Annotated in this window: 14 protein-coding genes; 9 read left to right on the top strand and 5 right to left on the bottom strand. The window is 72.3% G+C overall.

What is annotated here, in order from left to right; genetic code table 11:
• The first annotated feature begins 51 nt into the window (after positions 1 to 51).
• Positions 52 to 1,695, top strand: a complete 1,644-nt coding sequence (locus tag IPJ59_RS17950) for a DUF3556 domain-containing protein (RefSeq protein ID WP_293272626.1) — start codon at positions 52 to 54, stop codon at positions 1,693 to 1,695.
• Between the two features lie 802 nt (positions 1,696 to 2,497).
• Here IPJ59_RS17950 and IPJ59_RS17955 read toward each other — a convergent pair.
• Together IPJ59_RS17955 and IPJ59_RS17960 are read right to left on the bottom strand one after the other, a co-directional pair.
• Positions 2,498 to 3,775, bottom strand: coding sequence for a pectin acetylesterase-family hydrolase (locus IPJ59_RS17955; RefSeq protein WP_293272627.1), 1,278 nt, complete (start codon positions 3,773 to 3,775; stop codon positions 2,498 to 2,500).
• A 78-nt stretch (positions 3,776 to 3,853) separates the two neighbouring features.
• A complete protein-coding gene (locus IPJ59_RS17960; RefSeq protein WP_293272628.1) occupies positions 3,854 to 5,245 on the bottom strand; it encodes a peptidase associated/transthyretin-like domain-containing protein in 1,392 nt (463 codons plus the stop codon).
• Positions 5,246 to 5,696: 451 nt separating this feature from the next.
• On the opposite strand from IPJ59_RS17960, the gene IPJ59_RS17965 reads away from it, so the two are divergent.
• Together IPJ59_RS17965 and IPJ59_RS17970 are read left to right on the top strand one after the other, a co-directional pair.
• Positions 5,697 to 7,043, top strand: coding sequence for a trypsin-like serine protease (locus tag IPJ59_RS17965; protein WP_293272629.1), 1,347 nt, complete (start codon positions 5,697 to 5,699; stop codon positions 7,041 to 7,043).
• 122 nt (positions 7,044 to 7,165) lie between these two features.
• The gene (locus IPJ59_RS17970) at positions 7,166 to 7,480 is read left to right on the top strand and encodes a hypothetical protein (protein ID WP_293256904.1); all 315 of its coding nucleotides are present in this window, start codon (positions 7,166 to 7,168) and stop codon (positions 7,478 to 7,480) included.
• 25 nt (positions 7,481 to 7,505) lie between these two features.
• Here the strand turns inward: IPJ59_RS17970 and IPJ59_RS17975 are convergent, their stop codons facing one another.
• Positions 7,506 to 7,892 (bottom strand): hypothetical protein, encoded by a 387-nt coding sequence (locus IPJ59_RS17975; RefSeq protein ID WP_293256901.1) that lies wholly within the window; start codon positions 7,890 to 7,892, stop codon positions 7,506 to 7,508.
• A gap of 22 nt (positions 7,893 to 7,914) precedes the next feature.
• Positions 7,915 to 9,213: an alpha/beta hydrolase gene (locus IPJ59_RS17980; protein WP_293272630.1), complete on the bottom strand. Its 1,299-nt coding sequence runs from the start codon at positions 9,211 to 9,213 to the stop codon at positions 7,915 to 7,917.
• 371 nt (positions 9,214 to 9,584) lie between these two features.
• Here IPJ59_RS17980 and IPJ59_RS38720 point away from each other — a divergent pair, with 371 nt between their 5' ends.
• The 3 genes from IPJ59_RS38720 to IPJ59_RS17995 all read left to right on the top strand — a co-directional run bounded on the left by IPJ59_RS38720 (position 9,585) and on the right by IPJ59_RS17995 (position 13,223).
• Positions 9,585 to 11,012, top strand: a complete 1,428-nt coding sequence (locus IPJ59_RS38720) for a DUF4215 domain-containing protein (protein WP_293272631.1) — start codon at positions 9,585 to 9,587, stop codon at positions 11,010 to 11,012.
• Positions 11,009 to 11,842 carry a DUF4215 domain-containing protein gene (locus tag IPJ59_RS17990; RefSeq protein WP_293272632.1) on the top strand — a complete coding sequence of 278 codons (834 nt, stop codon included), beginning with the start codon at positions 11,009 to 11,011 and terminating at the stop codon, positions 11,840 to 11,842. The genes IPJ59_RS38720 and IPJ59_RS17990 overlap by 4 nt, the downstream gene beginning before the upstream one ends.
• 262 nt (positions 11,843 to 12,104) lie before the next feature.
• Positions 12,105 to 13,223 carry a serine/threonine-protein kinase gene (locus IPJ59_RS17995; protein WP_293272633.1) on the top strand — a complete coding sequence of 373 codons (1,119 nt, stop codon included), beginning with the start codon at positions 12,105 to 12,107 and terminating at the stop codon, positions 13,221 to 13,223.
• Between the two features lie 2,186 nt (positions 13,224 to 15,409).
• Here IPJ59_RS17995 and IPJ59_RS18000 read toward each other — a convergent pair.
• The gene (locus IPJ59_RS18000) at positions 15,410 to 16,471 is read right to left on the bottom strand and encodes a tetratricopeptide repeat protein (protein WP_293256889.1); all 1,062 of its coding nucleotides are present in this window, start codon (positions 16,469 to 16,471) and stop codon (positions 15,410 to 15,412) included.
• A 59-nt stretch (positions 16,472 to 16,530) separates the two neighbouring features.
• On the opposite strand from IPJ59_RS18000, the gene IPJ59_RS18005 reads away from it, so the two are divergent.
• From IPJ59_RS18005 to IPJ59_RS37890, 3 genes are all read left to right on the top strand, one after another.
• On the top strand, positions 16,531 to 16,905 hold the full coding sequence (locus IPJ59_RS18005) for a hypothetical protein (RefSeq protein ID WP_293272634.1): 375 nt from the start codon (positions 16,531 to 16,533) through the stop codon (positions 16,903 to 16,905).
• Between the two features lie 116 nt (positions 16,906 to 17,021).
• The gene (locus IPJ59_RS18010; protein ID WP_293272635.1) at positions 17,022 to 18,170 is read left to right on the top strand and encodes an HlyD family secretion protein; all 1,149 of its coding nucleotides are present in this window, start codon (positions 17,022 to 17,024) and stop codon (positions 18,168 to 18,170) included.
• Positions 18,167 to 20,800 (top strand): ATP-binding cassette domain-containing protein, encoded by a 2,634-nt coding sequence (locus IPJ59_RS37890; protein ID WP_366524621.1) that lies wholly within the window; start codon positions 18,167 to 18,169, stop codon positions 20,798 to 20,800. Before IPJ59_RS18010 ends, IPJ59_RS37890 begins: the two co-directional genes overlap by 4 nt.
• Positions 20,801 to 20,843: the final 43 nt, after the last annotated feature.

The following is a 20,843-nucleotide window of genomic DNA, read 5'->3' on the forward strand; positions in this document are numbered from 1 at the left end:
CGGCGACGATACAACAACTGTCGTCGCATGTGCATCGGCTACGATGGGCCGATGTTTGCGCGTCTCCTCGGGCCGACCTTGCCGCCCTACGATCCGCTGGTGTGGGAGCGGCTGCCGTTTCCGCAGAAGGCGCGGATGGTCTGCCAGTCGTGGGCGCTGCAGGGCTACGGAACGCCGCCCGGGATCTATCTCGTGTACCTGCTCAAGCTGCTGCTGTACGTGGGCGGCTGGCTGTTCTTCTGCGGGTTCACGCCGGGCCTGGGGGGGCTGGCCGACATCGGCGGATGGTGGTCGACGGCGGCGGCGTTCGAGAAGGCGATCCTGTGGAGCATGCTGTTCGAGCTGCTCGGGCTCGGCTGCGGCTCGGGGCCGCTGACCGGCCGCTATCTGCCGCCGATCGGGGGATTCCTGTACTTTCTCCGGCCGGGGACGACCAAGCTGCCGCTGGTCCCGGGGGCGCCGCTGATCGGGGGTATCCGGCGCAACGCGATCGACGTGCTGGCGTATGCGGCGACGATCGGGCTGCTGGTGGCGGGGCTGTGCGCGGCCCGCAGCGAGCCGTTGGTGCTGGTGGGGTTGTGCGTGGCGCTGCCGCTGCTCGGGTTGCTCGATCGGACGCTGTTCCTGGCGGCGCGCGGGGAGCACTTCTGGACCGCGATCGTGATCCTGGCGCTGGCCGGGGCGGACTTCGTGCCGGGGATGATGTGGCTGTGGGCGGCGCTGTGGTTCTGGGCCGGGGTGTCGAAGCTCAATCATCACTTTCCGGCGGTGGTCGGGGTGATGATCAGCAACCACCCCTTCCTGCGCTTCGGGTGGCTGCGCCGCCGGATGTACCGCGCCTTCCCGGACGACCTGTCACCGTCGCGCCTGGCGACCTGGATGGCCCACGCGGGCACGCTGCTCGAGCTGTCGGTGCCGGTGCTGCTGCTGCTCGGCGACGGCGGGACGCTGACGCTCGTGGGCCTGGCGCTGATGCTGCTGCTGCACGGGTTCATCCTGAGCAACGTGCCGATGGGGGTGCCGCTCGAGTGGAATGTGGTGATGGTGTACGGCGGGCTCGTGCTGTTCTGGACCCACGCGGGGCAGAGCCCGCTGGAGCTCGGTCCGGGGGTGGTGGCGGTGCTGGCGGTGATGTGCGTGGCGCTGCCGGTGCTCGGCAACCTGTTCCCGGCGCGGGTGCCCTTCCTGCTGGCGATGCGCTACTACGCGGGCAACTGGGCGTTTAGCGTGTGGCTGATGCGGGGGGACAGCTACCGCAAGCTGGAGCGCCTGACCAAGAGCTCGGGCTGGGTGTACGACCAGCTCGGGGTGCTCTACGACCGGGCGACCTGCGTGGCGCTGGTCGGCAAGGTGATCGGGTTTCGCCTGATGCACCTGCACGGACGGGTGCTGTCGCAGCTGGTGCCGCGGGCGGTGGAGCGGGTCGAGGACTGTGAGTGGGTCGACGGCGAGCTGATGGCCGGGCTGGCGCTCGGGTGGAACTTCGGCGACGGCCACCTGCACAGCGAGCCGCTGCTGCGGGCCGTGCAGGCGCAGTGCGGGTTCTCGCCGGGCGAGCTGCGCTGCATCATGGTCGAGTCGCAGCCGCTCGGGCGCCGGACGCTGCAGTGGCGCATCGTCGACGCGCACGACGGGCTGCTCGAGCGGGGCGAGGCCGAGGTGGCGGCGCTGCGCGAGCGCCAGCCGTGGGGCTAGTCATCACGGGCCGGTGCGGTCCGGCTGGGCGCGGGCTAGTCATCACGGGCCGGTGCGGTCCGGCTGGGCGCGGAGGACGTCGCACGGGCCGGTGCGGTCCGGCTGGGCGCGGAGGACGTCGCACGGGCCGGTGCGGTCCGGCTGGGCGTCCGCGCAGGCTCGAGAAGCCGGAGGTCCGGAAGCGGCCTCGCCCTCAAACACGGCCTGACACACCGTCGCCGGGGCAATTCCCGGGTCTACGCCGGACTCGGTCGAGGCCGCTTCCGGCCCTCCGGCAAGCGAAGCCTCCGCCAAGGGACGGTGCGGTCGGCGTCGCCGAACAGCCGGACCGCACCGGCCCTGAGCATACGACATGGCCGCATGGACATGTCTCTTGCGACATACTCCGAAGCGGTGCGAGTGGTGTCAACGCGCTCTGGATGTCGTGGGGCACACATCCGCGGGACATGTGGCGTGGCTCGTGCGTGGCCTGGCACCATCGTTCCGCGGCGCCCGTGTCCTTCACCACCGAATCATGTCGCGCCCTCAGGGCCGGTGCGGTCCGGCTTCGGCGACGCCGACCGCACTGTCCCTTGGCGGAGGCTTGCCGTGCCGGAGGGCCGAGAGGGGGGTCGACCGAGTCCGGCGTAGACCTGGGAATTGCCCCGGCGACGGTGTGTCAGGCCGTGTTTGAGGGCGACCCCCCTCTCGGCCCTCCGGCTTCTCGAGCCTGCGCGGGCACCCAGCCGGACCGCAGCGGCCCGTGCGACGTCGTCCGCGCCACCCCCGGGACCTCCGGTGCTGGGACCCGACCAAAGGCCGGTCAGGGCTCGACGTTGGAGGTGGTGCCGGCGATGAGGTCGGAGATCCAGTCGAGCAGGCGGGTGCCGCCGCTGTTGGCCGAGTAGTAGCTGGCGCCGCCGATCCAGGTGTGCTGCTCGCCGTCGAGGAAGAAGGAGCCCCAGGTGCCGGCGGGCTCATTGAGCCAGTTGTCGCGCAGGTCGTGGAGGCCGGCGGTGTAGGTCTCGACCGGGGTGGTGGGGATCAGGGCGGTGCAGTTGTCGTTGCCGAAGCCGAAGAACAGGCGGATCGTGTTGTCGCCGAGCGAGGAGATGAGGCCGAGGCGCTGCTTGCTGTGCTTCTTGCCGAGGTATACGCCGAGGTTGACGATGCCGCCGCCGTCGGCCGGGAAGCAGTCGGTGCACTCCTTGGGGATCGATGCGTCGAGGTTCCAGGAGTCGCGCCACTTCTTCTGCAGGCAGGTCGCCATGTACATGTCGGACATCGGCGGGCCGGAGTCGTCGAGCAGGGTGACGGGGATCTTGGGGAAGGCGTCGGCGATGCGGTCGTAGTTGAAGGCGGCACCGAAGCCGCCGGCGCTCACGCCGGTGGTCAGCACCTGGTCGACCTGGCCGAGGAAGGTGGGGACCACGCGCTGCAGGAAGTGGCCGACGTTGAGGTAGCCGACGAACTGCTGCTTGCCGCCGACGTCGGGGAGGGTGCCGTCGACGGCCGCGCCGGCGTGCACGTCGCCGGTGCAGTAGGGGACGTAGATGAAGCTCCAGTCGGCGACCGGGTTCTCGATGCTGCTGGGGTCGAAGATGCCGCTGCTGCTGCCCTGGAAGTTGGCGCCGTCGAAGTTGGCCGGGTTGACGCCGCAGGTGAAGGCGTTGAAGCAGGCGCCGCCGCCCTCGAAGAAGATGACCAGGCCGGGGCCGCTGCCGTAGCGGACGCCGATGCCGGCGCCGCTGCCGTCGCGACACTTGGCCTCGGGGAAGTCGACCCAGATCCACTCGCCGTCGTCGGCGCTCGGGAGCGGGTCGCCGACGTAGGGCGAGGGCTCGTCGCCGGTGGTGCCGTCACTGTCAGAGTCGCCGCCGGTGCTGGGGTCCGAGTCGCTCGAGGTCGGGGTGTCGCCGCTGGTGGCGTCGCCGCTGGTGGGGCTGGAGGTCGGGGTATCGTCGCTGGTGCCCGATTCGCCGGTGCTGGCCGCGGCCTCGCTGGCGTTCTCCGTGTCGCCGCCGCCGTCGTCGCCGCAGGCGCCGAGCAGGAGCGCAGCAGTGAGGGGGAGCGCGAGGGGGTAGGCGAGACGTAACAGCATCGGCGCATCGTATCTGATGCGCCGACGATCTGTGGCTGCAGGGGGGTGAGTCCGGCGCGAGCCTGGACTCACATGTTTCTAGAAGCGCCCTTGCAGCACGAGGCCCGCGCCGCCGCCCGCGAAGTAGGGGCTCAGGGCGGTGCGCCGCGGCTTCATGTACTTGCGCTGGATCAGGATGCCCAGCGTGGAGCCGACGACCAGCGCGGCGCCGGCCCCGAGGAAGAAGCTGCTGGCCATGCGATGGCTGGCGAAGCAGTCGATGCCCTCGCTGTTGGTGCAGTGGAACTTGGGCACCTCGTTACGGTTCCACCGGCTGGTGCCGACGGCCGACCAGATCGCCCCGGAGAGGAGGAAGGCGCCGCCGACCCCGAGCTCGCTGTACCAGACCACGGGCCTTACGTCGTACTCGGCGGTGAGGCCGGTGGTCCACAGGCCGACGGCGGCGCCGACCAGGCCCATGCCGGCGCTGCGCATGCGCAACGACGGGAGCAGCTCGGCGGAGCTGTTGCCCATGGTGCGGCCGTCCTGGAAGCTGTTGCTGCCCGTGACCCCCAGGGCGAGGCCGCCGATGAAGATCGGGATGCCGCTGGCGACCAGGGCCGTGGAGAGCTTGAGGCGGATCGGGCGGGGGACGGTCTCCGGCTTGGCGGGGAGCTCGGCCGGGGTCTCGGGGGCCGCGGCGACCGGCGTCGGGGTGGGCGGCGTGATCACGGGTGGTGGGGCGACCGTCGGGACCAGGGCGACCGCGAAGCTGGCGGTCGGCTGGGCGCCGAGCGAGACCTTCTCGGTGTAGCGCTGGAAGCCGGGGGCGGAGACCACCACTTCCCAGTCGCCGGGCTCGAGCTTGAGGGCGCAGGCGCCGGTGGAGCTGAGCGGGCAGGGGACCGGCTGGGCGGCGGCGGTCATGCGCTGGAGGGTGACGGTGGCGCCGGCGCTGATGGCCTCGGGCGGGCCGATCTGGAAGCTCGCGTGGCGGAACATCGGGTCGGGCCCGAGGACGATCTCCTTGGGGAAGCCGGACTGTCCCGGCTTGATCGCCAGCTCCTGCACGGCGGTGCGGTAGCCGCGGGCCTCGACCTTGAGCTCCCACTTGCCTGCGTCGAGGTAGACGGTGCGTCCGCCCGCGCTGAACTCGGGGGCGCCGGGCGGCAGCTCGATCACCACGGGGGGTCGGCTGTCCTTCAGGTCAGGCGCGGCGCGGCGGAGGGTGTAGGTCGCCCCGACCTCGGACACGGCGGCCGGCACCAGCTTGAGGTTGACGCCGACCGTGGCGGCCTGGGCCTTCTTCAGGCGGGCCAGGGCCTGCTCGCGCCCGTCGGCGGGGATGCCCGGCAGCAGCAGGTAGGTCTCCCAGTAGCGGATCGCGTGCGCCCGGTGGCCGGCGGCGACGCGGGCCAAGGCCGCGTTGAAGAGGTCGCGTGGCTCGTGGACACTCGCCCACAGATCCTCGAGGATCTCTGCTGCCTCCACGTATCTGCGCTCACTGTAGAGCGTCGCGGCTTGCTCTGCGCGGGCCTCGGGCTCGCTCGCGGTCGGACCAGGCGCGGCGGGCCCCCCCCCTGCTGCAGGCGCGGAGGCGGGGGCGGGGGCAGGTGCCGGCGCTGCTGCGCCTGCTGGCGTCGAGTGAGCGACGGTCAGCATGCTGAGGGTGATCCACGAGAGGCATGGATGCATCGGTGTCTCCGGGTGGGGGTCGGCGGACGTGTGAGCACGGACGCCGGGCGCCGCGATGATACGCCGCACCCGCTCGTCCGTCAGCATTTTGGGGGGCGGGGCGCTGGTGGGAGTGTGGCATGCTGGGCCGATGGACTTATCTCCGCGGCATCTCCCGGTTTGTCTGGCGGTGTGTGTGGCCCTTGGTGTGGCCCGTGAGGCGAACGCAGGGGGCCCGGAGGGCCTGTCAGCGCCGGTTCCGGCGCCTGTGGGGATCCACGGCGGCAGCCCGAATGACACCTGCGCCTGGCCGACGGCGGTGGCTGTGTCGGGCGGCAACTCGCTGTGCACGGGGACCCTGATCCACCCGAGGGTCGTGATGTTTGCGGCCCACTGCGGTGGGGGTAGCAAGACGATCCTGTTCGGCGAGGACATCGGCAGCCCGCCGAAGACCGCGAAGGCCGAGCTGTGCATGACCAACCCCGACTACGCCGGGGTCAACGACCAGGAGCACGACTGGGCCTTCTGTCGCCTGGGCCAGGCGATCACCGAGCTGCCGGTGACGCCGGTGGTGTACGGCTGCGAGACGGAGATCGTGTACCCGGGTCAGACCGCCGCGGTGACCGGCTTCGGCATCACCGAGGAGGGCGGCAACGCCGGGGTCAAGCACTGGGGTCTCACGCCGATCCACACCGTATACAACGGCAGCGTGGATGTCGGCGGTGGCAATGATCCGGGGATCTGTCCCGGTGACTCCGGCGGCCCCGCGTTCGTGAAGTATCCGGATGGGAGTTGGCACGCCTTCGGGATCGCATCGACCCTGACCGGGCAATGTGGCGGCAGCGGCACCCACTCGCTCGCGTGGAACGCGGTGCCCTGGATCGAGGAGGAGTCGGGCATCGACGTCACGCCCTGTCACGACGTCGACGGCACCTGGAACCCGACCTACCAGTGCGCGGGCTTCTACACCGGCGAGCCCGGGGTCGGGGTCGGCGAATGGCTGGAGTGGTGCCCAGGCACCCCGAAGGGCGGCTCGAGCACGACCTGCGGCGCGGCCTTCGACGCCAAGCCGGACGACACGCCGCCGACGGTCGCGATCACCGTCCCGATGTCGGCCGACTATCCCGACGAGAGCTCGCTGACCACCCCGATCGAGATCACCGCCGACGACGGCGACGGCTGGGGTGTGGTCGCGGTGAGCCTCAAGATCAACGGCGCGGTCCAGCCGCTGGTCGACGACACGGCGCCCTACGCCTTCGCCAACGTAAAATTCCCCAAGGGCAGCTATGAGCTGGTCGCCGTCGCCGAGGACGCCGCTGGGCTCATCAGCGAGTCCGAGCCGGTGACGCTCCACATCGGCGTGGTGCCGAGCGCCACCACCGGCGACGAGACCGGGGTCGCCACCGGCGACACGCCGACGTCTGGCGTCGACGCGGACACGGCGACCGCCAGCGGTCCGACCGCGGTCACCAGCATGACCGGCGAGACGGCCGATACCGCGCCGGGCGACGGCGGCGACGATGGCTGTGGCTGCCGGAGCGAGCCGCGCGGCGGCGCGACGGGCGTGGCGCTGTTGCTCGCGCTCGCGGGCCTGTGCAGGCGCCGACGCGCCTGACAGCGGCGCCCGGACTGGACTTCGGCGGTCGGGCCAACCCCGACAATTCCCTCGAGATCCCGCGGGGCCTCGGACTGGCGTGGGCTTTGCTCTCTCGTGGCTGTCTCGTTCTGGAGGCCACCATGACCCTCGTCGTCTCGCTCCTGCTCCTCATGTCGCTGATGCTGATCGCCGTCGGCTTCGGCCTGCTGTTCGCGGCGGACCGCGACGGGCTGCGCGAGTTCTCGCCGGCGGAGCTCAGCACCAGCGCCCCGGTCGTGCGCGGCTGCTGGACGCGGGTGCAGGCGCTCGCCGGGCAGGCGCGGCGCTTCGTCCCGGCGCGGCCCCGGCGGCCCGCGGCGCCGCGCGAGGCCGTGCTCGAGATCGCCGAGATCAGCGCCGCGTGTCGGCTGTTCTCCGGCCACGTCTCCGAGCTCCTGCGCAGCAGACCTGGCTGATGCGACATGTCCTTCGGGACATGTCCTAACGGACTGGCCGCGGCAGGCAGGCCATCGCGGTGCAGGTGCTCTGGCCGTCGTCGCCGCAGCTGCACTCGTTGCAGTCGACCTTCCAGGTCTCGCCCGCGCGCCGCGTGCCGCCCTCGCAGCCGCCCAGACCGCTCACGGGGGCGGGTGGCGGCAGGGTGTCGGCCAGCGACCCGTCGGCCTTCGGCGCGCTGAAGGCCGGCTTCTCGGGCCCGGGCGTCGCGGGCTGGTCTGGGCGTGGTGGGTCGTCGCGGGCTGGCGCGCGCGTGGCTTCGCCGTGGTCGCCCACGCTCGCGTCGACCACGGGCGGCTGCGGCGGTGCGTGCTCGGGTCCCGAGGGGCAGCCGAGCAGCAGGAGCGCGAGCAGCAGGCGAGGCGAGGCCATGGCCGAGGCTAACACGCGCGGGCTACAGCGCCTCCTGGAACTCGCCGACCTCGGGGAACTTGCGCTGGATCTGCGCGAGGTTCGAGCCGACACCGGAGCAGTGCAGGGTCTCCTCGAGCACGGCGGAGCTGGCGTAGTTGGTGATCGCCCAGTTGGTGGCGTCCGGGGTGTAGCTGTCCATGCAGTCGAACAGCGCGCCGGCGAACTGCGCCCCGCACACCTGGTACTGGTTGGCGATCTCGAGGAAGTCCTGGTCGTCGGCGTTGTGCAGCGAGCACAGGCTGGAGAACGCGAGGTGGCCCGAGTTGCTGATCCCCACCAGGCGCTTGCGCGCGGGCGAGTCGGCGTAGCCCTGGAGCTGCGAGCTGTACTGCACGACCTTGTCGGCCTGGGCCCCGAGCACGAGCGTCGACTTGAGCGCCGCGCCGGCCGACACGCCGCCGGCCGCCATCGGGATCAACACCTGAGCCACGCCGCCGGAGCCCTTGATCGCCATGCCGCCCGCGCTGTGTCCGGCCATGGCGATGCGATCGGCGTCGACGCGATCGGCGAGGAAGGCGAGGTCGCCGACCGGCGCCTTGATGCCGCCGACGATCGTGGCGATGTCGGCCCCGAGCTTCTGCGGCGGCGCCGGGACCCCGCACAGCTGGCCGAGCAGGTCGCGCAGCCACAGGCCCGGGTGGTCCGCCGCGAGCACCACGAAGCCGCGGCTGGCCCAGTGCGTGACCTGCTCGAGCGACTGCGAGCGGAAGCCGGCGGTGCCGTGGACGAAGATCACCGCGGGGTAGGGGCCGTGGCTCGCGTCGATCGGGAGGTCGCGATAGCAGGCGCAGTCCTGCCACGGGTTGGCCTCGTCGGGCACCTTGGCCTGCTCGCTCTCGGGCAGCGAGGTGCGGATGTCGTAGCGGACCGGATCGACGCCGGCCTCGCTCCCGAGGGTCGCCGGGTACCACACCTCGATCGTGAGCCCGCCGAGGCTGGCCGTGCGGGCGCCCACCGGCCAAGGTCCTGGGAGTGAGGTGTCCTCGGGGACAGCCAGGAGCGCCGCGCCGTCGCAGCCCTGCGCCTCCTCGCCGGTCGGATCGCCGCCGGTGTCGCCGGTGTCGCTCGTGGGCGCGCCAGTGTCGCCGGTTCCGCCGCCGCCGGTCGTCGGCGCCGTGGTCGAGGTCGTGGGGATCTCCGCGCTGTCCGTGCCGGCGGTGGCTGCGGAGTCGTCGGCCGTGGATGAGGCCTCGCCGGTGCTGCTGTCCTCCTTCGCCCCTCCAGGGCAGGCGATCAGGAGCGAGGCGAGGGCGGGGCGGAGCCAGCGGAGCAGCGTCATGTTGGGTGACCTCGGGTTCAGCGGCGCGCATGACAGCACGCGCGCCTGCGGCGTGTCAAACCGCCGCCGGTGATCCGCAGGTTGTCGGGCTGGAGGGGCTGGTGGGCGCCCGCGGGGGCACAGGGGGCGGGCGGAGGCGGGGCTGGCAGGCCCGAGGGACATGTCTTGAGCGACATGTCCCAAGAGGCATGTTTCGAGGCGCGCTGGCGGGCGCGAGAGCGTCGCTTCTGGCCCCAGCGCGCCGGTGCGCCGCGCGGCCGCTGGCGCCATAGTTGCGGCCCGCGGTGGTTGCCAGCCCGGCGGACACGCTGTACGAATCGGCAATGCGGCATACCCTCGGTTTCTCGTCCTCATTAGCGATCCTCTCCTCTTTGTGTCTGTCCCTCGCGGCCTGCGGCGGCGACGACACGACGAGCAGCGCCTCGGTGTCGGGCACCGGCACCGGCAGCAACAGCGACGCGTCCGCGACGACGACCGGCAGCCCGGCGACCGAGACGACCCCGACCACGACCGTTCCGACCGGCTCCGACTCGACGCCCACGGACACGAACACGGCGACGGACACGAACACGGCGACGGACACGAACACCGGCACGGCGACGGACACGAACACCGGCACGGCGACGGACAGCGCGACGGACAGCGCGACGGACAGCGCGACCGATGGCAGCACGGGCCCGGGCGCGGTCTGTGGTGACGGTGAGATCGGTGTCGGCGAGGAGTGTGACGACGGCGCTGACAACGGCGCGGGCAAGGCCTGCAACGCCGAGTGCGTGGCGAACATCTGCGGCGACGGGGATGCCGGGCCGGCCGAGGAGTGTGACAACGGCCCCGACAACGGCCCCATGAACAACTGCACCGCCGAGTGCAAGGCCAACGTCTGCGGCGACGGCGTGCTCGGCCTCCCCGCGGACGAGGAGTGCGACGAGGGCGGCAACAATGCCGACACCAACAGCTGTACGAGCGCGTGCAAGCTCAACGTCTGCGGCGACGGCAAGCCCGGCCCCGGCGAGGCCTGCGACGACGGCAACAAGGTCGACGACGACGCCTGCTCGAACGAGTGCGCCAAGGCCACCTGCGGCGACGGCAAGGTCGCGTTCAACGAGCAGTGCGACGACGGCAACAAGGTCGACACCGACGCCTGCACCAGCGTCTGCACCGCGGCCAAGTGCGGCGACCAGTTCATCCAGCCGGTCGTCGGCGAGACCTGCGACGACGGCCCGCAGAACTCCGACAACGGCGACTGCACCTCGCAGTGCCTCGACGGCATCTGCGGCGACGGGCTGCTGCACAACATCGGCGGCGGCACCGAGGAGTGTGACAACGGCGGCGGCAACAACGGCCCCGGCCAGTCCTGCCTCGCCGGCTGCAAGCTCAACGTCTGCGGCGACGGCGACCAGGGCCCGGGCGAGGCCTGCGACGACGGCAACCTGGCTGCAGGCGACGGCTGCAGCGCGGTCTGCAAGCTCGGGCCTGCGGCAACAACATCGTCGACCCGGGCGAGCAGTGCGACGACGGCAAGAACGGCAAGCAGGACGACACCTGCACCGACGCCTGCAAGGTGCCGGCTTGCGGCGACGGCTACCTCCAGCTCAACCTCGGCGAGACCTGCGACTCGGGCAACAACAACAGCGACAACGGCGGCTGCACCCTGTCATGCAAGGCCGGCAAGTGCGGCGACGGCCTGCTGTGGGTCGGCAAGGGCAGTGCGACGACGGGCTCAACAACGGCGACATGAAGGCCTGCAAGGCCAACTGCACCTTCAACGTCTGCGGCGACGGCAAGCTCGGGCCGGGTGAGAGCTGCGACGACGGCAACCAGGATCGACAACGACACCTGCTCCAACGCGTGCAAGCCCAAGACCTGCGGCGACGGCATCAAGCAGGCGCCCGAGCAGTGCGACCTCGGCGTGATGAACAGCAACACCGGCGCCTGCACGCTCGCCTGCCTGAACGCCAAGTGCGGAGATAACTTCAAGCAGGCCAGCAACAACGAGGAGTGCGACGACGGCAACGCCAGCAGCACGGATGCTTGCACGGCGATGTGCAAGAACGCCAAGTGCGGCGACACCTTCGTGTGGTCGGGCAAGGAGCAGTGCGACGACGGCAACGTGGTCGGCAACGACGGCTGCAACGCCAACTGCACCAAGCCGAAGCTCGTCTTCGTGACCAGCGGCAGCTGGAACGGCAACCTCGGCGGCCTCACCGGCGGCGACGGCAAGTGCCAGACCCTGGCCAACGCCGCCGCGCTCGGCGGCACCTACAAGGCCTGGATCAACAACACCAACAACCCGCAGAGCCGCTTCGTCAAGTCGGCCACCGGCTACGCGCTCGTCAACGGCAAGGACGTGGCCAAGAGCTGGGCCGACCTGGTCGACGGCAGCATCCTGCTCCCGATCAACGTCAACGAGAAGAACGCCGCCGTCGCCCAGGCCGACGTGTGGACCGGCACCTCGAGCAATGGTACCTCGCTCGAGGAGGACTGCTCCGGCTGGTTCGCCAGCGGCGGCCTCCTCGTCATCGGCTACGAGGGCCGCAACAACGCGACGAACGGCAACTGGACCAACACCGGGCTGCTCAACGCGTCGAACTGCTCGACGGTGCAGCGGCTGTACTGCTTCCAGCAGTAAGCACGCTGGTGCGCCAGTGAGGCGTGCGGGCTCGTAGACCGCCGGAAGTGGCGGGATACGAGCCCTTTCTCGTGAGCCTCGCCTCAACAGGTGATCAGGTGGAGGCGGGGTGCACTGCGGGCGCGGCTGTCTGGGGATCGTGATCGCGGCCCACAGCGCCCGTCGTTGCGCGAGATTGCGCCGGTCGAGCGACGTGGGGAGTGGTCCGACGACACCCGGTGGTGACCCTCCCGGGTGCGTCGATCTGTTACCCTCCCGTCGGATGCTGGCGATCGGAGAGCGATTCGACCGGTACACGATCGAAGCGCTGCTCGGGCACGGCGGGATGGGTGAGGTGTACCGCGCGTTCGACCCGCGCCTCGAGCGGCGGGTGGCCCTCAAGGTGCTGCACGCGGGGGGCGCGGTCGCCGGCACGAAGGAGTCGGCCGGGCACGCGGCGCGGCTGATCCGGGAGGCTCGGGCAGCGGCGGCGCTCGACCATCCCAACGTGGTGGCGATCTTCGACGTCGGCGAGGTCGATGACACGACCTTCCTGGCGATGGAGCTGATCGAGGGCCGGACCCTGCGCAGCTACATCGGCGAGGGCGTGGCGATCGCCACGCGGCTCGGGTGGTTGATCGACATCGCGGCGACGCTGGCCTTCGCGCACAGCCGCGGCTTCGTGCACCGCGACATAAAGCCGGAGAACATCATGGTCCGCGCGGACGGGGTGCTGAAGGTCCTGGACTTCGGCATCGCCCGGCGCGCGCGGGCCCTGCCGACGGCGGCGACGCTGCCGGCCGACCGCTCGCGCGCGAGTCGGGGCGCGGGCGACGGCGGATCGACCTTCGCCGGGACGCCGCATTACATGGCCCCGGAGCAGATGCAGGGGCTCGCTAGCGACGGGCGCGTCGACCAGTTCGCGTGGGGCGTGGTGGCGTACGAGCTGCTGTCGGGCGGGGCGATGCCGTGGCCGGACGCGACCGATCTGGTCGCGCTGGTGGCCAAGGTGATCGGCAGCGATCCGGTGCCGCTGCCAGCGGTGCCGGGCCTGCCGGCGCAGCTGTCCGCCGTGGTGATGCGGACGCTGCGGCGGGCGCCGGAGGAGCGGTTCGCGGCGATGGACGAGGTGCTGGCCGCGATCCAGCAGACGGAGGTGGGGACGAGCGCGCCGGGGACGTCGCTGCGCGGCGTGGCGCGCCGGGCCGAGGCGTTCGCCGAGACGGTCACGGTCCGGTGCAGCCCGGGCTCACCGCGCGTCGCGGTCGACGGGCGGTGTTGGTGGCGACGGTGGTGGCCGCGGTGGTGGCCGCGGCGACGGCATATGTGGTGCTGCGCGAGGATTCGGCGCCGGTCACGGCCGCGGGCGCGACGACGGGGCCGCGGCGTTCGGTGGCGGTGATCGGCTTTCGCAACCTCTCGGGGCGCGAGGATGTCGCCTGGATAGCTACGGCGCTGGTGGAGATGATGACGACGGAGCTGGCGATCGGCGAGCAGCTGCGCACGGTGACGGTCGACGACGTCGAGCGCATGAAGCGGGAGCTGGCGATCGGCGAGACCGACGGGCTCGGCCAGGCCGAGCTGGCGAGCGTGGGTCGGCGCCTCGGCACCGAGCTGGTGGTGACGGGCTCGTACCTGGTGATCGGCGAGAAGATCCGCCTCGACCTGCGCCTGGTCGACATCACCACGGGGGAGCCGCTGGTGTCGGTCAGCGAGTCGGATCGCGAGACGGAGCTGATCGATCTGGTGGCGCGCGCGGGGGCCTCGCTGCGCCGCAGTCTCCGCGCTGACGAGCTGTCCGCGGAGCAGGCGGGGGGCCTGCGGGCGTCGGTACCAGCGACCCCGGAGGCGGCGCGGCTGTACGCGACGGGCCTGGCGAGGCTGCGGGCCTTCGACGCGACGGCGGCGCGGCTGGCCTTGGAGCGGGTCACGACGCTCGAGCCGGGCTTCGCGCTCGGACACGCGGCGCTGGCCGACGCGTTGGCGATCCTCGGGATGGACGAGGCGGCGGTCGCGGCGTCGGAGCGAGCGATGGCGCTGTCGCAGCCGTTGCGCCGCGAGGAGCGGCTGAAGATCGAGCTGCGCCACCACGTGGCGAGGCGGGCGTGGGAGCCGGCGATCGTGGTCGCAAGGAACTTGCACGAGTTGTTCCCCGACGACCTCGATCACGGGCTCGCGCTCGCGGCGGTCCAGGCCAGCGCCGATCGCCCGGGCGACACGCTGGCGACGACCGCCGCGCTGCGCCGTCTGCCGCCGCCGCTCGGCGACGATCCGCGGATCGATCTGGCGGAGGCCGACGCCTACTCACAGCTGGGCGACGCGGCCGCGGTCGAGCGCGTCGCCGCGGCGGCGCTGGCGAAGGCCGAGCGGGTCGGGGCGACGACGATCGCGGTCCGGGCGCGGATACTGCTGGCGTCGCGGCTCCTGCATGTCGGCGACAACGAGGGCTGCATTGAGCAGCTCGAGCAGCTGCGTGCCTCGGCGGCGGCGTTGGGCGAGCCGGCGCTGCGGATCGAGCTGCTAAACAACCTGATGATCGCCAACATCCAGCTCGACGAGCTGGCGAGGGCGGCGGCGCTGGGCGAGGAGATGGTGCGCGCGGCCACTGCGCTCGGGAATCGCGAGACGACGGCCGACGTGCAGGTCAGCCTGGCGACGATCCTGTTTCGCCTTGGGCGCCTCGACGACGCCGAGCGGGCGCTCGCGCTGGGGACGCTGGCCAGCCCGCTGAACCAGATCGGCGGGCAGGTGCTGCGCGGGCAGATCGCGGCGGTGCGCGGCGATCTGCCCGCGGCTGGCATTGCGTACGACGCGAGCGTGGAGCGGCTGCGGGAGGTCGGCGACCTGCGCATGGTCGCGTGGGTGCAGGCGCTGCGCGGCGAGGTCGCGCTCGTGGAGGACCGCCTCGACGAGGCGGAGGCGCTGGGCCGGGAGTCGCTGGCGACGCGCGAAGGTCTGGGGCTGGCGCAGCAGGTGCCCGAGAGCAAGCTGTTGCTGGCCCGCGTCGCCCTGGCGCGCGGCCAGTTCGCGGAGGCGGCTGCGACGGCGTCCGAGGCCGCGGAGGGCCACGCGACGGCGCGGGCGCGCAGCGACGAGGCGGAGGCGCGGGCGTGGCTCGTGCTGACGCTGCTGGGCGCAAGGCGTGAGGTGGCCGTGCCTCTGGCGCGGGCGCAGGCGCTGGCTGCGACGACTCAGCGGCCGCAGGCACGCCTGCGCGTGGCGCTGGTCGCAGCGGTGGTCGCGGGGTCGCGGGGAGACCACGACGAGGCGCGACGTGGGCTCACGGAGGTGATCGCCGAGGCGACGCGGCTGGGGCTCGAGGCGCTCGTGTTCGAGGCCCGGCTGGCGGCTGCGCGCGTCGATCTGGCGGCCGGGCGCACGAGCGAGGGGCGGGCGGCGCTCACGGCCCTGATCGCCGACGTCGAGGGGCGCGGATGGATCGGCCTCACACGCGAGGCGCGGGCCGCCGCGCGTTGATAGCGGCGGGGTCGTCGTCACGATCATCGGCGAAATGCGTGATCGACATGCGTAGATAGCGGTAGCTGTTGTATGGGCCCACACGAGCGGCCGCCGCGAATGTCTACACTTTCAGGCGTCGGCGATGGAGCGGCGAGCGGCGAGCGTGTCCGGGTGTCGCGGGCCGAGGGCGCGGGCGTAGATGCTGGCGGCGCGGCGCAGGAGGGCGAGGGCCTCGGCCTCGCGGCCTTGCTCGCGCCGCAGCGCGGCGAAGTTGGCGAGCAGGAGGGCGAGCTGCGGGTGCGAGGCGGCGGCGGCGTCCTGGATGGCGAGCGCGCGGCGATACAGCCGGGCGGCGGCGGTGTGACGGCCGCGTTGATGCTCGAGCGCCGCGAGGTTGCCGAGGTTGAAGCCGACCTCGAAGTGGGCCTCGCCGAGGCGGCGACGAAACACCGTGAGGGCCTGGCGGTAGAGCGTCGCGGCCTCGGCGAGGCGGCCACAGCCGACCAGCAGCGAGGCGAGGGCGGCCCGGTCGGCGGCGACGTCGACGTGGCCGGGTCCGAGGGCGGCGATGCGGGCGGCGACGGCCCGGCGGGCGAGGGGGACGCCGCGGGCGTGGCGTTCGCGGGCGTGCTCGAGGCCGCCGAGGTTGTGGTACAGGGACGCGAGCTGGAGCGGCGAGACCGGGCGGGCGCGGCGGATCTGGACGAGGGCCTGGCGGTATAGCGACTCGGCGGCGTCGAGGCGTCCGAGGTGACGCTGGACCACGCCGAGGCCGTTGAGCGAGCCGCCGAGCTCGACGGGGCCCATGCGCCTGGCGACGGTGACCGCGCGGCGCCACGGCGCGAGCGCCTCGCGATAGCGGCCGTGCGCGAGCAGCAGTTCGCCGATCAGGGTGAGGGCCGCGAGGCGCAGGCGATCGACGTCGCGGCCGCGGCTGCGTCCGAGGCAGGCCAGCGCCTGCTGGCCGTGCAGCAGCGCCGTCTGGGACTCGCCGCGATCGCTGTAGGTGCCGGCGAGCTCGAGCAGGACGTTGGCGACGTCGGGGTGGCGCTGGCCGAGCGCCCGGCGGAGCAGGATGAGCGCGCCGACGCAGAGTCGGCGCGCTCGCAATGGTTGACCCGCGTCACGGAGGCTCTGGGCCCGGGCGTGCAGCTCGCAGCCGCGGTCGAGGTCCGGACGCGGGCGGGCCATGGTCGGTCGATTCGTCGATCCGTCGATCCGTCGATCAGCCGTTGATGGTCGAGAGGCCGTTGACGGTCGAGGCCGCCGGCGCGGATCTTCGTCTTCACCTTGACGCCGCTGTGATTGATGCTCGTGAGGCCGTTGAGGGTCGTGAGACCGCCGGCGCGGATCTTGGTCTTCACCTTGACGCCGCTGTGATTGACGGTCGTGAGGCCGTTGACGGTCGTGAGGCCCCCGGCGCGGATCTTGGTCTTCACCTTGACGCCGCTGTGATTGATGGTCGAAAGGCCGTTGATGGTCGAGAGACCCCCGGCGCGGATATTGGTCTTCACCTTGATTTGCACCCTCTTGCTAGCTTTCATCACTCCACCCTCCCGGCGAGCAGGCTACATCGCGGCGGCGACGATGGGAAGCGCTGCGATTTCGACGATCGGCGCGCGTGATCGACATGGAGGAGGACGGCTTCGCACGATCGGCGCCGATGCGGGCGATCATGCGGGGGTCGGCTCGGGGTCGGCTCGGGCTTTACGTCGCGTGGTGACTGCGATATCCAGGTCGCGTGCCGATCGCCTTCTCCCGCTCGTTGCGGGCGCTCGGGGCCGAGCGGCTTGGTGGCACGGCCGTCGGGCTGGTGGTGGCGCTCGCGCTGCTGGCCGCGTGGGCGCTATGGTTGGTCTTCGGTCGCGTCGCCCTGATCGAGACCAGCGTGCAGGCTCGCGTCGAGGTCGCGGGCGCGGCCGTGCCGATCGCGGCGAAGCTCGACGGACATGTGTTGCGCAGCGACGTCGTGCTCGGCCGGCGGGTCGGGTCCGGCGATGTGGTGCTGGAGCTCGACAGCGGGACGCTGCAGCTGATGCGCGTCGAGGCCGAGGCGCAGCGGCAAGGCGTGCTGGCCGAGCTCGGCGCGCTGGCCGGCGAGCACGCGGCATTGGCGGCCGCGATCACGGTGTACGAGAGCGGGGGGCGGACGCGGCACAGCGAGGCGTCGGCGTCGGCGTCGGAGGCCGAGCTCGCGGCGAGCTTCGCCCGCAACCTGGCGGAGCGCAGCGAGGAGCTGCGGGCGCTGGGGGTGGAGGCGGGTGAGGCGACCGAGCAGCTGCGTGCGCGTGAGCGAGGCAGCTCGGCGCTGGCGGTGATCCGTCGCCTGCAGGTGGCGCGGACCCGGGCCGAGCAGTCGGAGCGGCTGGCGACGATGCGGGTCGAGCTAGCGCACACGTCGCGGGAGGAGGCGGCGCTGCAGCGCGAGCTGGCGGTGCGGGTCGCGGCGATCGCGACCCTCGATCACCAGATCGCCCAGCACACGCTGCACGCACCGATCGCGGGGACGCTGGGCGGCGTGGTCCCGCTGCAGCCCGGCGCCGTGCTGACGCGCGGCAGCGTGGTCGCGCTGGTGATCCCCGACGATCGCCTGCGCGTGGTGGCCCGCTTCACGCCGGCGTCGGTCGGCAGGATCCGTCCGGGCCAGCCGGTGCGGGTCCGCCTCACGGGCTTCCCGTGGGCCGAGTTTGGCAGCCTGCACGGCGAGGTCGAGGCGATCGCCAGCGAGACGCAGGACGGGCTCGTGCGCGTCGAGTGTCGCCTCGATGCGCATCCGGACTCGCGGATCCCCGTCGAGCACGGCCTCGTCGGCGTGGTCGAGATCACCGTCGAGTCGGTGCCCGCCGCCTCGCTCCTGCTGCGCAGCGTGGGTCGGCTGCTGGCGTCATGACGTCTCAGCGTCGGCTTCGCCTCGCGGTCGAGGTCATCCAGAGCTCGGCGATGGACTGCGGCCCGGCGGCGCTCAAGTGCCTGCTCGCGGGGCACGGCGTGGAGGTCAGCTATGGCCGTCTGCGCGAGGCGTGTCAGACCGACGTCGACGGCACCTCGATCGACACGCTCGAGGAGGTGGCGGTCGCGCTCGGGCTTGAGGCCGAGCAATGTCTGATCCCCGTCGACCACCTGTTCCTGCGCTCGGCGGAGGCCCTGCCTGCGCTCGCGGTGGTGCTCTCGCCGGGCGGCCTGGCCCACTTCGTGGTGCTGTGGTCGCGGGTGGCGGGCCGCGTGCAGGTCATGGACCAGGCTATCGGTCGCCGCTTCGTGCGGGCGGAGGAGCTGGCGCGGCGGCTGTTTGTGCACTGCATGCCGGTGCCGGCGGGGGACGTGCGGGGCTGGCTCGGATCGCTCGAGTTCACGGCGCCGCTGCGGCAGCGAGGGCGCGCGCTGGGGATCGCGGGCGGGCGCATGCACGGGTGGATCGCGGCGGCGTCGGCGGATCCGGAGATCCTCGGGCTCGCCGGGCTGGACGCGGCGATCCGTCTGGCGGCCTCGCTGGTCGACGCGGGCGCGCTGCGCCGGGGCGGCGAGGCGACGCGCCTCGTCGATCAGCTGATCCGGGAGACCGCGGGATTGTGCGGACCTGAATTGTACGCACATATCCCCGAGGCCTTCTTCACCGCCGTCCCGGGGCCGGAGCCGGACACCGCGCTGCTGCGTGGCGCGGTGATCGTGCGGGTCCGCGGGGTCCGAGCCGACGCGCCGTCGCTGCGGCCCGGGGGCGCGGCTGGGTTGTCGCCGGACCTGGCTCTGGCGCTGAGTCAGCCGGCGATCTCGCCGCTGTCGCAGCTGTTCGCGCTGCTGCGGGCGGACGGGCTCGCCGCGCCGCTGCTGCTAGCGATCGGGCTGATCGCGGCGGCCGCGGGGGTGGTCGTCGAGGCGCTGGTGTTGCGGGCGATGGTCGAGCTCGGCGTGCGGCTCGGGGTGGGCGAGCAGCGGCTCGCGGCGGCTGCGGCGATCGCTGCGCTGTTCGTCGTACTCGCGGCGCTGGAGCTGCCGATCGCGGTGTTGGTGCGGCGGCTCGGTCGCCGTCTGAGCGCGCGCCTGCGGGTGGGCCTTCCTGACCCAGATCCCGCGGCTCGGCGATCGCTATCTGGCGAGTCGGCCGATCTCCGACATGGCCGAGCGCTGTCATCGCGGGCACGTGCTGCTCGGGCTGCCGGATGTCGCTGCGCGTCTGTTTCGCGGCGGCTGCGAGCTGGTGTTCACGGCGGCGGCGTTGATCTGGATCGACCCGGGCGGGGCGCCGTGGATCGTGCTGGCGGCGCTGACGGTGGTGGGGCTGCCGCTCGCGTTGCTGCCGCTGCTCGGGGAGCGCACGCTCAAGGTCCAGAGCCACGCGGGGGCGCTCGGGCGCTTCTACTTCGACGCGCTGCTCGGCCTGGTGGCGATCCGCACCCACGCGGCCGAGCGATCGCTGCTGCGCGAGCACGAGGATCTGCTGGTCGAGTGGTCGCACGCGCAGCGCGGGCTGGTGCGCGTGCAGGTGGTCGTGGTCGGGCTGACGGCGTTGGTCGGGCTGGGACTGGCGGCGGGGCTCTTCGATGCATATGTGAGTCGCCACGCGGAGCCGGCGGGGGCGCTGTTGCTGCTGTACTGGTCGCTGTCGCTGCCGGCGATCGGGGAGCGGATCGCGGAGGCGGCGTTCGAGCTGCCGGCGCTGCGGGTCACGGCGCTGCGCCTGCTCGAGCCGCTGACAGCCGCGCCCGCGGCGGCGGTGGAGCCGGCGATGAGCGAGGCGCTGGCGGAGCTGCTGCGGGCGGGGTGGCGCTGTCGCTGCGTGAGGTCGGCGTGGTGGCCGGGGGTAACCCGATCTTGCATACGGTCGACCTCGAGGTGGCCGCAGGTCAGCACATTGCGATCGTGGGAGCGTCGGGGGCGGGCAAGTCGACGCTGCTCGGGTTGTTGCTCGGGTGGCACCGAGCGAGCGGCGGGGAGGTGCGGGTCGACGGGCGGACGCTCGATGAGGCGACGCTGGTCGGGCTGCGTCAGGTGACGGCGTGGGTCGATCCGGCGGTGCAGCTGTGGAACGAGTCGCTCCTCGACAACCTCGAGTATGGCAACCGGGAGGCGCACGCGCGGCTGCCGGAGACGCTGGTCTGCGCCGACCTCGGCGAGGTGCTGGAGCGCCTGCCGGGCGGGCTGCAGTGCGTGCTCGGCGAGAACGGCGGGTTGGTGTCGGGCGGCGAGGGTCAGCGGGTGCGGCTGGGGCGCGCGCTGCAGCGCGAGCGCCCGCGCCTGGTGCTGCTCGACGAGCCGCTTCGCGGGCTGGACCGGGACACGCGAGCGCGGCTGCTGGCCCGCGTGCGCGAGCGCTGGCGCGGCAGCACGTTGCTGTGTGTGACCCACGACATCGCGGCGGCGGTGGGGTTCGACCGGGTGCTGGTGGTCGCGGAGGGGCGGATCGTGGAAGATCGCTTATGTGCAGACATGTCCCCGGAGACAGCTCCGCATCCACCGGGCTGCTGCGGGCCGAGGCGGAGCTTCATGGCGAGGTGTGGAGTGACCCGCGCTGGCGGCGGATGACGATCGAAGATGGTGCGCTTCGGGTGGCGCCGGGGGAGGGGTC

This window comes from Nannocystis sp. (genome assembly GCF_016714285.1).
Taxonomy (GTDB): domain Bacteria; phylum Myxococcota_A; class Polyangia; order Nannocystales; family Nannocystaceae; genus Nannocystis.